This window comes from Rugamonas sp. FW305-51, assembly GCF_058786935.1.
On sequence record NZ_JBYSZG010000031.1, the window covers coordinates 43489 to 57765 of the forward strand.

Annotated in this window: 12 protein-coding genes; 2 read left to right on the forward strand and 10 right to left on the reverse strand. The window is 66.7% G+C overall.

Annotation, left to right across the window (positions count from 1 at the left end):
* Positions 1 to 91: 91 nt before the first annotated feature.
* From dcd to AC3WOS_RS19705, 10 genes are all read right to left on the reverse strand, one after another.
* Entirely contained in the window at positions 92 to 658 is a 567-nt protein-coding gene (gene dcd / locus AC3WOS_RS19660) for a dCTP deaminase (protein WP_492717785.1), read from the reverse strand.
* Positions 659 to 763: 105 nt separating this feature from the next.
* Positions 764 to 1603, reverse strand: coding sequence for an alpha/beta hydrolase (locus AC3WOS_RS19665; RefSeq protein ID WP_492717787.1), 840 nt, complete (start codon positions 1601 to 1603; stop codon positions 764 to 766).
* 120 nt (positions 1604 to 1723) lie between these two features.
* Positions 1724 to 4177: a DNA internalization-related competence protein ComEC/Rec2 gene (locus AC3WOS_RS19670; protein WP_492717789.1), complete on the reverse strand. Its 2454-nt coding sequence runs from the start codon at positions 4175 to 4177 to the stop codon at positions 1724 to 1726.
* A 403-nt stretch (positions 4178 to 4580) separates the two neighbouring features.
* Complete coding sequence (locus AC3WOS_RS19675; protein ID WP_492717791.1) at positions 4581 to 5210, reverse strand: hypothetical protein; 630 nt, start codon at positions 5208 to 5210, stop codon at positions 4581 to 4583.
* Positions 5191 to 6381 (reverse strand): S1 family serine peptidase, encoded by a 1191-nt coding sequence (locus AC3WOS_RS19680; protein WP_492717793.1) that lies wholly within the window; start codon positions 6379 to 6381, stop codon positions 5191 to 5193. Before AC3WOS_RS19680 ends, AC3WOS_RS19675 begins: the two co-directional genes overlap by 20 nt.
* Entirely contained in the window at positions 6348 to 7457 is a 1110-nt protein-coding gene (locus AC3WOS_RS19685) for a hypothetical protein (protein ID WP_492717795.1), read from the reverse strand. The genes AC3WOS_RS19680 and AC3WOS_RS19685 overlap by 34 nt, the downstream gene beginning before the upstream one ends.
* A 6-nt stretch (positions 7458 to 7463) precedes the next feature.
* Positions 7464 to 8222, reverse strand: a complete 759-nt coding sequence (locus AC3WOS_RS19690) for a hypothetical protein (protein WP_492717797.1) — start codon at positions 8220 to 8222, stop codon at positions 7464 to 7466.
* A gap of 77 nt (positions 8223 to 8299) precedes the next feature.
* Positions 8300 to 9097 carry a TatD family hydrolase gene (locus tag AC3WOS_RS19695; protein WP_492717799.1) on the reverse strand — a complete coding sequence of 266 codons (798 nt, stop codon included), beginning with the start codon at positions 9095 to 9097 and terminating at the stop codon, positions 8300 to 8302.
* 2 nt (positions 9098 to 9099) lie between these two features.
* On the reverse strand, positions 9100 to 9792 hold the full coding sequence (lolD, locus tag AC3WOS_RS19700) for a lipoprotein-releasing ABC transporter ATP-binding protein LolD (protein ID WP_492717830.1): 693 nt from the start codon (positions 9790 to 9792) through the stop codon (positions 9100 to 9102).
* A 7-nt stretch (positions 9793 to 9799) separates the two neighbouring features.
* Entirely contained in the window at positions 9800 to 11065 is a 1266-nt protein-coding gene (locus AC3WOS_RS19705; protein WP_492717800.1) for a lipoprotein-releasing ABC transporter permease subunit, read from the reverse strand.
* 279 nt (positions 11066 to 11344) lie between these two features.
* On the opposite strand from AC3WOS_RS19705, the gene AC3WOS_RS19710 reads away from it, so the two are divergent.
* Positions 11345 to 12421: a hypothetical protein gene (locus AC3WOS_RS19710; RefSeq protein WP_492717802.1), complete on the forward strand. Its 1077-nt coding sequence runs from the start codon at positions 11345 to 11347 to the stop codon at positions 12419 to 12421.
* On the forward strand, positions 12418 to 14112 hold the full coding sequence (gene recJ, locus AC3WOS_RS19715) for a single-stranded-DNA-specific exonuclease RecJ (RefSeq protein ID WP_492717804.1): 1695 nt from the start codon (positions 12418 to 12420) through the stop codon (positions 14110 to 14112). The genes AC3WOS_RS19710 and recJ overlap by 4 nt, the downstream gene beginning before the upstream one ends.
* The last annotated feature ends 165 nt before the right edge of the window (positions 14113 to 14277 follow it).

A 14277-nucleotide genomic window follows, 5' to 3' on the forward strand; every position in this document is an offset into this window, starting at 1 on the left:
TGCCGGCGCCGGAAACCCGGGATGCGGGGCCTGGACGTGGAACGTCGGGGCCTGGAACGTCGGAACGTCGGGGCCTGGCCCCGACCTGGCGTTACGCTTTTGGCAGGGTCACGCCGTGCTGGCCCTGGTATTTGCCGTTACGGTCCTTGTACGACGTTTCGCACACTTCGTCGCTTTCGAAGAACAGCACCTGGGCGCAGCCTTCGCCGGCGTAGATCTTGGCCGGCAGCGGCGTGGTATTGGAGAATTCCAGCGTGACGTAGCCTTCCCACTCCGGCTCGAACGGGGTGACGTTGACGATGATGCCGCAGCGGGCATAGGTCGATTTACCCAGGCAGACCGTCAGCACATTGCGCGGAATACGGAAGTATTCGATGGTACGGGCCAGCGCGAACGAATTGGGCGGAATGATGCAGACGTCGCTCTTGACGTCGACGAAGGAGTTCGAATCGAAGTTCTTCGGATCGACGATGGTGCTGTTGATATTGGTGAAAATCTTGAATTCGTCGGCGCAGCGGATGTCGTAGCCGTACGACGAAGTACCGTAGGAGATCACCTTGCGGCCGTCCTGCATGCGCACCTGGCCGGGCTCGAAGGGCTCGATCATGTTGTGCTGCTCCGCCATCCGGCGTATCCATTTATCGCTTTTAATCGTCATTGCAAAGGTACCTCAAAAGTGGGAACGGCTGCTCCGCACGCGGCGGCGCGGCGCTTTGCACGCGATTTTACGCGAAACGACCGCCGACCTGAAGATTTAATGGCCTCAAACCTGCGCCGGCTGCCTTTTAGGGCCGCGGGCATGGCGTCCATCGGCCAACAGCGCCTTGATCATGCCGGACGTGGCTTCGGCCGCCAGCTTGGGCGACTCCATGGGGAACAGGTGGCCTCCCGGCAGCAGCTTGAAATGCTCGCCCACCAGCGCCTGGGTGTGATCGAGGCCCGACTGGCTCGTTTCCCACGAATCGGTGCCGCCGATGAAACCGATGGGTACCGGGAAGCGGCCCCGCATCATCGCCCCCAAGTGGTGCGGCAGGCTGCGGTAGACGGCCGTCTCGATTTCGCGGGTAAAGCGCAACTGCACCCCTTCCGGATGCGGTTTCAAGCCGTGTTCCATGTAGTCGCGCAGCACACCTGGGGCCCAGGCCGCAAACAGGTCCTTGCTGACGAAGTGCTGGTAGGCCGCTTCCGCGTCCGGCCACACATAGCGGCGGCGGGCCGAGAATTTGGCCGGCGAATACTTGTCCGCACCCTTGGTCATCTTCATCACGCGCCAGAACAGCGCGCGCCAGCCGGCCACCACTGGCGAATCGAGCATGACGACGCAGCGTACCAGGTCCGGGCGCTTGTGGGCCACCATGAGACTGAGCATGCCGCCCAGCGAGTGGCCCAGCAAAATGACGGGTTCGCGATAACGGGCCGACAACTCGGCGATGTACTCGTCCACCAGCGCATCCCAGCAGTCCGTCACCGGATAGAGCGGGTTATGGGCGTGCATGTCGAGCGCCTGGATGTCGAATTCCTTGCCAAGATGCTCAAAGAACTGGCGGTAGGTGCCTGCCGGGTAGCTATTGGCGTGGGCGAAGTGCAGCTGGGGCTTACTCATGTTTTTATGCTAACGCCTTGCGGTACAAGGCGGTCTCCGTATGATGGCTATCGTTTTTATTGTAATGGAGGTGCCGCAGGGCTGTTGGTGGAATGGCTCTAATTTGCCCCGGCCAGGCGTCTAGCGCCCGTACCAGTAGCGCTGGTGGGCGGCGCGATAGGCGTCCGCGTGTATGCCTTCGTCGAACTCCAGCATGACGGCGCCCGATTCATCGGTGCGCAAACGCTGTATGCCCATCGTCGCGTAACGGGCATATACCTCGGGCTTGGGATGATGGTAGCGGTTGCGATAGCCGACCTGGAACAAGGCCAGTTGCGGATGGACGGCCAGCAGGAATGCCGGCGTGGACGATGTGCCGCTGCCGTGGTGCGGCGCCAGCAGCACGTCGGCGGCCAGTCCGGCACCCGCGCGCTGCAACAAGGCCGCTTCCTGCTGCGCTTCGATATCGGCGGCCAGCAGCAACGATTTGCCGCCGGCCGTTATCTTCAACGTACAGCCACGCGCATTGGGCTTGAGCGTGGCCTCGGCATAGCTGGCTGCCAGCGGATGCAGCATTTCGAAGCGCACGCCATCCCAGGTCCAGCCCTGCCCCGCCGCGCAGTGCCGGTGCGAATGGGCCGCGCGGACGATGGCATGTTCGGTCGGCAGCGACGACAGCACCCAGCCGAGCGGCAGCGCGGCGAGCACCGTCAACGCCCCGCCGGAATGGTCGCTGTCGCTGTGGGTGACGATCATGCCGTCCAGCGCGGCGATACCGCGCGCGCTCAAATAAGGCAGTATGACCCGGTTGCCGCCGTTGGAAACGTCCGAATACAGCGGCCCGGTGTCGTACAGCAGCCGGTGCCCGCTCGTTTCGATCAGCAGCGCCATGCCCTGCCCCACATCGAACGCCGTGACGCGCATGGCGCCCTCGCGCGGATGCGTAGGCGCGGCGGCCAGCAGCGGTATCCAGGTCGCCAGACCCAGCCAACGCACGGGCCAGCCACGCGGCGCCAGCATCCAGACGGTGCCGAACAGCGCCCAGCAGAACAGGCCGAGCGGCGGCGTGGGCGCACTCCACACGGCAAAAGGCAGGCCGCTGAACCATTGCAGGCAGACGGCCAGCACCTGCACGATAAGGTGGGCCAGGCCCAGCACGGGTATCGCCAGCGGCATGGGCAGCACGCTGCCCACCAGCGACAACGGTGCGACGACAAGACTGACCAGCGGTATCGCCACCGCATTGGCCAGCGGACTGACGACCGATACCTGCGCGAACAGCAGCATGGACAAGGGCACCAGCCCCAGTGTCACCGCGTACTGCGTGTGCGCGCCCAGCCGCAATGCCTCCCACAGCCGCCGGTGACGCGGCAATGGCACATCCTTCGGCGGGCGGACGACGGTGCGGCCCACCGTCGCATACAGGATCACCGCCACCGCGCCGAACGACAGCCAGAAACCTGGCCACAGCACGGCCCAGGGATCGAGCAGCACCACCACGCCGAGCGCGGCGCACAGCACGTAGGATACGCAGGTGATCCGGTCCAGCCACAGTGCGATGGCCACCACCGTCAGCATGTACAACGTGCGCTGGGCGGGCACGCCGAACCCGGCCAGCAGCACATACAACAGCGCCGCAGCCGCGCCGGCCAGCGCCGCCACCTTTTGTGCGGGCAGGATCAGCGGCAGCTGCCAGCTGGTGAAGAAGGAGCGGCGCCACAGGGTGGACACGCCCAGCGCGAACAGTCCCGCCACCATCGTAATGTGCAATCCCGAGATGGATATCAGGTGTCCGATGCCGGTGCGGTTGAAGACCTGCCAGTCCGATTGGGGTATGCCGCGCTGGTCGCCCACCACCAGCGCCACGATCACGCCGGCATACTCCTTTCCCGGCAAGGCGCGCTGGATGCGGTCGCGCAGCACGGCACGACAGCGCTCCACCACATGCCCGAAGCCAGGGACGAAACTGTCCAGCCGTCGGTTGGCCGCCGATGGCCGCACGTAGCCCGTGGCGCGCAGGTTCTGCTCCAGCAGCCACACTTCATAATCAAAACCGTAGGGATTGGCATTGCCGTGCGGTCGCTGCAACCGCACGGCCAGCTGCCAGCGCTCGCCCGGCTGGACGTCGCCGAACGCGCCGTTGTCCACCGGCTGTGTGATACCATCCGCCTGCTGCCTAGCCCCTTCAAACGCGCCCGCTGCCCCACCGCGCCGGGGTGCATACCAGGCCAGCGACAGGTTGGCCGGCACATGGATGGCCGCGCCAACCACCCGCTCCACGGCGAAATTGAAACGCACGCCGTCATGGAACCGAAAGGGAAGATTGGCCACGGTGCCGACCAGCGCAATGTCGCGCCCTTCGTCGGCCTTGTCCAGCTGATCCGCCAGCGCGCCGCGGGCCTGCATGGCTGCCCAGCCAAAGCCCAGCAACAGGCCCGAGGCCAACACCAGCACCGTGCGCAACCAGCCATCGCGCAGGCGCATGGCGGCCAGCGCCAGCAACAGCCCAGCACCTATGGCCGGCCAATCCGGCAAGGCCGCCTGCATCTGCAACAGGGCGACGCCTGCCGCAAATCCCATGATTGCTGTCCGCATCTTCCGCCCGCCGTTTCCGGCCCGCCTGGCCCCCTGCCAATCCGGCACATAGTAGCCAAAGCGCAGGTGAAACCGGCGTGCTGGCAGCGACATCTGTTGATGCCGCTCAGTGAATATGTCGAATGTGCGCCGTGCGGGCGCAGAGCACAGCGGCACAGCGCAGCCGGCGGCGCGCAGAACTTGCCAAAAAAGCCACTTCGTCGTATTTCAACCGGCCGCGTTTCGGTCAAGATCTAAGGCTGTCCTCCATCGCGCGTCAAGGTGCTGCCGTCGCTAAAAGTCATCGTTTGCGCTTGCGCTGGCGTCGGCGGATTGGCTGGCGGCGTCTGCCCAGGCGGCCCCATGCGCCCGGAGAGCCGGCGCGTTTGCGTGCCGCGAACAACGTCGAGCTCGATGTGGCGCATTACGGCGTAGCCGCTGACCGTGCCCGCCTGGCCGCCTGGCCGCCCAGACTATCGTCGCCCTTGAGAAATTCGGTCGCGTCGTCACTGAATGGCGGATCGGTCTCGAAGTGGACTTTCCACACTTGACCAGTGGTGGCATCCTTGCCGGTCCATCGACTGTCGTGCAATACCGGACGGAACGAGTTATCTGCCCGCAACAAGGTAATGGCCGGCAAGCCAGCTGCGGTGGGAGTCATCACGATCGTGTCGGGTTCGACAAACTGCGCCGAGTACGCCGGCGACAGCGGCGCCGCCGCGCCCGGCACGCTGAGTTGCATGGAGTTGCCGACGTAGGTGCCGCTCACGTCGTTGTGGAACTGCTGTCCGGCCGCCAGCGTCGCCGTGATGGCGCCCCGGGTCTTGCCCTGTGCAACATCGGGCGAAACGAGATTAAGCCGGACCTGCTCACGCGAGCTCCCAGCGTCGGTAACGACACCCTCGAATTGGAAGGTGATGAATGGCACCACCAACGCCTCCCCTACCCCGCCGGCGCAACTGCTCACCAGTAGCGCTGGCAGCACCAGCGCCGCCAGCATGCCGGCAACGCGAGGCCCCCACCGGCGCGACCATCTAGTGTGAAAGACCGCCATGATCGATTCTCCTTTTTCCCAAGTCATCGGCGAAGCGGGCGATATCGCGCTGCAAGGTCGCCAACTCCGGCTCCAGCGCCGCCATTTGCTCCCGGACCGGCGGCGGCGAACGCTCGGTCCGGGTAATCGTCGTCGCGCTTGCCCCGTTGAGGCCAAAGAACTGCATGTGAATCTGCCACAGCCGCTCGCGCAGCGCCTGCCATTGCGGCAGCGTGCCGGCGGGCCAGTTGCGCTGCAGCGTGCCATCGTACTTGTCGCGCGCCGCCTTGAAACGGTCGACCGCGCTGCTGTAGCGTTGCACCAGCTGGGCAAAGGTTGGCCTGGGCACGATCTCCTGCCGCAGCAGCGCATTCAGGTCGCGTACGGCGAACAGATAAGCGTTCAGCGTTTCGGTCAGGTCGGCTACCGCGGCCTGCGGATCGCCGGGGGGAATATTGTTCGCCTCGCCAAGCTGGAACGGTGGCCCGGCCATCGCCAGCACGCGCGCCGCCAGGTCGGCGATGGTATGCACCCGGATCACCTCGTCATCGGAGCGCTTGATCAATCCGACGATGCCGTATCCGCTCACCAGCGGCCCGCCCGAGGTGCCACCCAGCACGCCGTGCAGGTCGGCCCGCATGGTGTGCCTCGCGTCTGGCCGGCCGGCGATAACGCCCGGGGTGGGTACCACCACGCAGTCCGATTCGCGGCCAAGCTGCCAGGCCTGGCTGCCGACACCATCGTGGCCGGCGGGCGCCAGCACGTCCAGCTGCGGCGTGTAAGCGGACGGACGGGCAGTCCGCAGCAACGCCAGATCGTCGTTGGCGCCATCGAAGCTGTCGAGCATGGAAGCGGGCTGGCGCGCCGCGCCCGGCAGCGTGCAAAAGCTGACAGCGATCTCGCGGCTGGGCCGCTCCGGGTCTGTCAGCCCTGCCAGCGCGGGCTTTGCCACCACGTGCCGGGCGGTCGCGATATAAACAGCGTCGCGGTCAACGCCAACCACCAGCCCGAAGCCGTGTTCGGCCAGGTCGCGCGCCTCGACCCGCACCAGGTTTTGCAGCAGCCGCTGGGCGAGTTCGGGGCCGGTATCGAAGGTGGTGGCGCGCCCGCACGCAAGCGGTGCCAGCGCCAGCAGCAGCGCCGGCAGCGCGGACCGCTTTACCCGCCGCCGTCGGCAAGGCGTTGCAGCCATTGCACTATCCCCCACAACATGAGCGCCGCGCTCCACAGCAACGCAACTGTCTTGTGGCGCGCCGCATATTCAAGCAGGCTGGGTTTGAGCGTACGCTCGAAGTGGCCGGTGCGTGTGAGCACGCTGCGCGCGGTACCCGCCATCCTCACCCTGACCACCGGCCCCAGCGTGACATCGCATCGCCGCAGGTCCAGCCCGCCCAATTCCAGGTCGTCGCCCTCGCCCAGCGTGACCTCGGCGGCGCTCGCCTGCAGAACCAGGTGCGCCTTGCGCAAGCTGGAAAGGACCGCCGCCTCGGTGCCCTCCTCATTGAGGCGGCGCTCGACAAAACGCACCTCCTGCGGCCGCAGCGAGGCCCAGCCGTACTCGGTCTGCCCCGGGCGCGCCAGCGTGAGGACGAGTGGCGGTGGCGTGGCCATAGGCGCCGCCGCCAGCACCCGCAGCCGCTCAGCGAACGGATAATCGGCCTGTCGGCCCTGGTCGCCCGGTCCAAAGCGGACCGTCGCGCGACCCGACAATTCGAGATCGGCCATCACGGGCGCCCGCTGGCTGTGGAGCGTCAAGGTCGCCGCCTCCCTTCCGCTGGCCAGTTCGATGTCGGCGCCGGAGGGATAGCTGACGCGGCGCAGGTTGAGCATGGTGGCGCGGACGGTGAGCCTGCCGGCCGCAGGCGCGCCGGGCTGCCGCGTCAAGTCGGCGGCGGGCGACTGCAGCGCCGTGTAACCGTCCACCCGCAGCTCGCCCGGCACCGTCTGCGGACCGAGCGCGCCGGCAGTGGCCATGTGCAGGCGCAACCCGTCGGCCTCGGCCTCGAGCGAGAAAGGCACGCTCGGCACCGGTATCAGGGCTCCGAGGGACAGCACGGCCGCAACGGTGACCAATGCGAGCCATGTCGCGCGCCGGCGGCGGCGCCCGGCATCACGCGGATCGGCAATCGCAGCGTCGAGCAGCAACAGGCGTTCCTGCATTTCACGCAGCTCCGGCAGCGGCGCATCCGGCTCACCGGCGCGCTGCGCGAAACGGCGCGCGACGTCGGCACGCAGATTGCGCAAGCCGGTGATGTGGTCGGCAGCCATGGCGTTTCAATGGCCGGCGACGGCGAATTGCAGCATCGGCAGCAGGCTGCCGTCGGTGCCGAGCGCGCGCACGTCGACGCGCAGGTCTGGGCCATCGCCAGCCAGCGCGATCGGCAGCACGATTGTGTCCCATTCGAACAAGGGGGTGCCGGGCAACTCGCGCCAACTGCCGGCGTCGGCGCCGGGGCGATACTGGCGCGCCGCGATCGAGGCGACCGGCACCGAGACGCGCAACACGGCATAAGCGACGGCGCCAGCGTCCGGGGCGAGCGACAGCGACACCGGCGCCAACAGAGGCGTGTCAGGATCGGACGACGTCGCGCGGGCGAGAAAACCGAGATCGGACAGGCGCAGCCCGGTACTGGCCAGCATGGTTGCGGCGTTCCACTCGAGCGCGCCGGCCGCCGCCAGCCTGCCATCGACCCGATAGAAGGGGCTGGGACGCAGCGGCCGGATAATCAACTGCAGTGGCGCGTCGGCACGGGCACGGATTTGCAAGACCTTGGCGGCGGCGAGCGGCGGCGCATCCGGCCGATGACGTGTCAGCGACAACAATTCGATGAACGGCTGCGACACGGTCTGTTCGAAGTAACCTTCGCACAACTCCTTGCCTGGCACGCGCGAGTACGGCGGCGCCCTGGAAGCGCTGGGCAGCACCGGCGCACATTGGAATGGCGCCGTCTGCGCGGCAAGCGGCTGCATGACGGTTGCGATGGCAAACGCGCAGGCGGCCATAACGCCGCAGTCTCTGGCGTGCATGTCCATGTGCTCACTCCGCTTAGTGGTCTCCCTGTTAGACCGCGGAGACAACGCTAAGTTCCGGACGGCGGCTCAGGCCTCGGTCAGGGGAACAGCGGCATGCTCGGCAGCACCGCGCGGGCATTGGCGCTGGTGGCCGCTGCCGCCTCGTCCACGCCGATGCCGCGCAGCTCGGCCAGCACGGCGCCGATGCGGGGCAGGTGTTCGGGGGCGTTGCGGCCGGGATGTATCCAGCTGGGCGAGATGTCCGGCGCATCCGTCTCCAGCACGATGGCGGACAGCGGCAGCTCGGCGGCGAGCCTGCGTATCTGCAAGGCGCGGGTGAAGGTCATGGCGCCGCCAAAACCCAGTTTGAAACCGAGGTCGATATAGCCTTGCGCCTGCTGCATGCTGCCGTTGAAGGCATGTGCAATGCCGCCGGCGGGCCGGATCTGGCGCACATGCTTAAGCACCACGTCCTGCGAGCGGCGCACATGCATCAGCACCGGCAGGTTGAATTCGCGGGCAATCTTCAGCTGTTCACGCAAGAAGAAGACCTGCTTTTCCCGCATAGCCGGCTCGGTCAGCATGGGGATGAAGAAGTCCAGGCCGATCTCGCCGATGGCGACCATGCGCCCGTCGTTGATGCTGGCCGCAACCTGCTCGCGCAGGCAGCGCAAGTCGTCCTCGCTGGCGTGGGGCACGTAGATCGGGTGGATACCCAGCGCGTAGCAGGCGTTGTCCACCTCGGCGGCCAGCCTCGCAACGATATCGAAATTGGCCCGCTCCACGGCCGGGATCACGATCATGCCGACACCCTGCTCCCGCGCCCGCGCCGCCACGGCGGCCGATTCGGTGCCGAATTCGTGCGCGTCCAGGTGGCAGTGGGTGTCGATCCACATGGTTATTCCTCAGCTGGCTGCAAGCCCTCGTCCGTCAGGCGCAGGATGCGGTCGCAGCGCCGGGCCAATTCTATGTCGTGCGTGACGATGACGAAGGCCGTGCCCAGGGTGCGCGACAGCTCCAGCATCAGGTCAAAGATCTGCTGCGCCGTGGCGTGATCGAGATTGCCGGTCGGTTCGTCGGCCAGCACGCAGGCTGGTTGCGTGACGAGCGCACGCGCCAGGGCCACGCGCTGGCGCTCGCCGCCGGACAGTTCGCCCGGTACGTGCGTCACCCGCTTGGCCAGGTTGACCCGGGTCAGGATCTGCTGCGCGGCGCTGATCGCCTCGCTGCGCTTGGTGCGCCGTATCATCAGCGGCATGGCCACGTTGTCCAGCGCCGTGAATTCGGGCAGCAGGTGGTGGAACTGGTAGACGAAGCCCAGCGACTGGTTGCGCAGGTCGCCGCGCGCCTTTTCGCTCAGGCTGGCGAAGTCCTTGCCCTGCAGGGTCACGCTGCCGCGGGTGGGCGTATCGAGCCCGCCCAGCAGGTGCAGCAGGGTCGATTTGCCGGAGCCGGATGCGCCGACGATGGCCACCCGTTCGCCGCGCCGCACGTCGATGTCGATACCGTTCAGTACCTGCACCGAGTAGGCGCCCTGGGTAAAGGTCTTGCCCAGCCCGCGGCAGGACAGCACGGGAACGCTATTCTGCATGTCGTGATTACTCATAGCGCAGCGCCTCCGCAGGTTTGACGCGGGCGGCCCACCAGCTTGGATAGAGCGTGGCGACAAATGCCAGTACCACGGCCACGCCGCCGATCTTGCTCACGTCTGGCCAGCGCAGGTCCGACGGCACGGTGCTGATGTAATAAATATCCTTCGACAAGAACTGCACTCCCAATAAATGTTCGATAAACGGCACGATCACGTCCACGTTGAGCGCCACCGTCACGCCCAGCGCCACGCCGATGGCGGTGCCCAGTATGCCCACCAGCGCACCCTGGATCATGAAGATCTTCATGATCGAGCGCGGCGAGGCGCCCAGTGTGCGCAGGATGGCGATGTCGGCCTGCTTGTCCGTCACCGTCATCACCAGCGTGGAGACGAGGTTGAACGCGGCCACCGCGATGATCAATGTCAGGATGATGAACATCATGCGCTTCTCCGTCTGTACGGCAGCGAACCAGTTGGCATTCAGCTTGGACCAGTCGCGCATGATGAGGTCACTGTGCATGCTGCGCTTGAGGTCCTGCGCCACCTGCGGCGCGCGGTGCATGTCCACCAGGCGCAGGCGCAGGCCGGATGGGGCGTCCAGGCGCAGCAGCTTTTCCGCATCGTTCAGGTGCACGAAGGCCAGGCCGGAGTCGAACTCGTTGTGGCCGGCCTCGAAGATGCCTACCACCGTAAACGAACGCAAACGCGGCAGCACGCCGGCCGGGGTGGCCTGGCCCTGGGCCAGCGCCAGCGTCACCTTCTCGCCCAGGCCCACATGCAGCGCGCGCGCCAGTTCGATACCCAGCACGATGTTGTAGGCGCCCGGCTGCAGCGCCGCGAAGCTGCCGCGCTTGACCTGGCGCGACACGTCCGACACGCTTGGCTCCTGCTCCGGCAGCACGCCGCGGATCACGGCGGGACGCAACTCGTCGTCGCGCACCAGCATGCCCTGCGTTTCCACGAACGGCGCGGCCCCTTTGACTTCCGGATTTTTCAGCGCCTCGGCGGCCTCGAACTGCCAGTCCGGCATGGAGCCGCGCGCATCGAAGATTTCGACGTGGGCCAATACGGACAGCATGCGGTCCGTCACTTCCTTCTGGAAGCCGTTCATTACGGACAGTACGACGATCAGCGCCGCCACGCCCAGGCCAATGCCGGCCATGGAGATAAGCGAGATAAAGGAGATAAAACTATTGCGGCCGCTGCGCTTGCCGGCGCGCGTGTAGCGCAGGCCGACCAGCCACTCAAACGGCAGTTTCTGGATGATGCTCATGGAGTCCCAAAACGGTGGAATGTTTGTGAGCCCGCAGTTTGCCATATAAATAGCATGTCATGGGGTGGATGGCGCGCTTTTGGCGCCCGCCAAAGTCCATCAGGCTCACGCCGGCCAGCAGCATGGCGTAGCTCGACGGAACTGGTCCGGCATGATCGATATTACTACATGGACAAGATTGCAATTTAATAATTTCAATTAACGATAAGTGGCATGGCACGGCGACGATGAGCGGGCGCCAGCTCTCCCGGACGGGCACGGATAAAGTTACAATGCCGCATGACACAGATTACCCTCGCCTTGCCGTTCGCCCTGCCCCCGTCCGAACTTGCTCCCGACCTCCAGCGCGCCCTCGATCTGCCCGCCCTCGCCGCCCTGCTGTCACGCACCGCCGCCGAGCGCCGGGAAACGACAGACACGGGCGCCCGCACGCTCCCTTACGAAGCCTGGCTGGCCCGCGCGCTGGGACTGCAAGACGCCACGGTAGCCGGACAGCGTACCGCGCCGCCCGGACCGGGCGCGGCGCCGGCCGAGCAGAGCGCCCCGCTGGCCGCCGCCGCGCTGGCCGGGTTTGACGCCGCGCAGGCCGACGGCCACTGGTTCATTGTCCACCCTATCCACGTGCAGATGGCGCGCACCCACCTGACGCTGGCCGACCCGCGCCAGCTGCGGCTGGATGACGCCGATGCCCGCGCCCTGTACGAGTCGGCCCGGCCCTATTTCGAGGAACTGGGCAAGCCGCTGCTGTACGGCGACGCCGGCACCTGGTTCATGCGCGCCGACGACTGGCAAGACCTGCGCACCGCTTCCCCCGACTGCGTGACCGGCATGAACCTGAGCGACTGGATGCCCGAGGGCGACAACGCCATCGCCTTCCGCAAGCTGCAGAACGAAATCCAGATGCTGTGGTACGAACACCCCGTCAACGAGGCACGCCAGGCGCGCGGTCTGCCGCCCGTCAATTCGTTCTGGCTGTGGGGTGGCGCCGCCGCCGGCCGGCCCGCCGCCGGCCCCGCCGTGATCGCGGGCCAGCCCTGGCTGCGCGCCATCAGCCCACCGGCGCTGCGCGATGCCACGTTCGACATGCTGCTGGCGCAAGGCGGCCCGCGTCCGCAGGCCGTGCTGGGCCAGCTGATCGAACCGGCCATCGCCGGCGAATGGTCGTCCTGGCTGGACGCCATGCAGCAGCTGGAGCAGCAATGGTTCGCGCCCTTGCTGGCGGCGCTGCACAGCGGCCGTGTGACGCGCGCCACGCTGGTGCTGAGCCACCGCCACACCAGTATCGCCTACACCACCAGCAAACTGGCGCAACGTAAATTCTGGCGCAAGCCCACCCTGAACAAGTTATCGACATGACCCGCATCGCTACCCGCCCCTGCTCCTTCCGCACTTCCGAAATGCTGCGCCAGGGCGGGGTTCACCCCGTGCTGGCCCGGCTCTATGCGGCGCGCGGCCTGACCGACATCAAGGAGCTGTCGAGCGAACTGGCGGCCATGATCCCGCCATCGGGCCTGCTGCATGTGGACGCGGCGGCCGTGTTCCTGGCCGACGCCATCGCCGCCGGCAAGCGCATGGTGATCGTGGCCGACTACGATTGCGACGGCGCCACCGCCTGCGCCACCGCCCTGCGCGGCCTGCGCAGCATGGGCGCACAGGTGGACTTCATCGTGCCCAACCGCTTCGAATACGGCTACGGCCTCACGCCGGAGATCGTGGCCCTGACGGCGCGCGAAAAGCAGCCCGACATCATCATCACCGTGGACAACGGCATCGCCAGCATCGACGGCGTGGCCGAAGCGAACCGGCGCGGCATCGAAGTGGTGGTGACCGACCACCACCTGCCGGCGGACACGCTGCCCGACGCGCGCGTGATCGTCAATCCCAACCAGCCGGCCTGCGGCTTCCCCAGCAAGCACCTGGCCGGCGTGGGCGTGGTGTTCTACGTGCTGCTGGCGCTGCGCGCGGAACTGCGCCGGCGCGGCGTGTTCGACGCCCAGACCCAGCCCAAGCTCGACAGCCTGCTGGACCTGGTGGCGCTGGGCACCGTGGCCGACGTGGTGCGGCTGGACCCGAACAACCGCATCCTGGTGGCGCAGGGCCTCAAGCGCATGCGCGCGGGGCGCATGCACGCGGGCGTGGCGGCGCTGTTCCGGGTGGCGGGGCGCGAACCGCGCAGCGCCAATCCCTTCGACCTGGGCTTCGCGCTCGGCCCGCGCCTGAACGCGGCCGGCCGGCTGGAGGACATGTCGCTGGGGATCGAATGCCTGCTCACGGACGACGAGGGCCGCGCCTGGGAACTGGCGCAGCAGCTCAACGACATCAACCTGAAGCGGCGCGAAATCGAGGCCGAGATGCAGGACGCGGCCCTGCTGCACCTGGACCAGTTCGAGCCGGCCAACAGTAGCACCATCAGCGTGTTCGACGACAGCTGGCACCAGGGCGTGATCGGCATCGTGGCCTCGCGCCTGAAGGAGAAGTTCTTCCGCCCCACCATCACCTTCGCGCCCGGCGCGGACGGCTGGCTCAAGGGCTCCGGCCGATCCATCCCCGGCTTCCACCTGCGCGACGCGCTGGACCTGGTATCGAAACGCGCGCCCAGCCTGATCGACAAGTTCGGCGGCCACGCCATGGCGGCCGGCCTGACCATCCGGGCCGAAGCGTTCGACGCCTTCTCGGCCGCCTTCGAGGAAGTGGGCCGCGCCTGGCTCACGGCGCAGCAGCTGGAACGGGTGATCGAAACGGACGGCCCGCTGGAGGACGACTGCTACACCACCAACTTCATCGCCCTGATGGATGGCCAGGTATGGGGCCAGGGCTTTGCGCCACCCGTGTTCTGCGACGAATTCCGCGTCGTCAGCCAGCGCATCCTCAAGGAGCGCCACCTCAAGCTGCTGCTGGAGAAGAACGGCACGCGCTACGACGCCATCTGGTTCGGCCACGTGGACGCGCTGGGCGACCGTGCCCGGGTCGCGTTCCGGCTCGATGCCAACGAATACAACGGCGTCACCAAGGTGCAGCTGCTGGTGGAGCATGCCGAACCAGCGTGATCTGACGAAAGACTATGCAGGCTATAAATTGCCATTGACTCTCCATACCGGTCTAAACCGGGGCGGCAAAAAGTCCAATTCGGTCCCGGGGTTGCTTTGCGGAGTCGATTGCAGTCTATAGAATTTTGCAGCTCGAAAATTTTGGACGCCATTAGCCCGGATTGC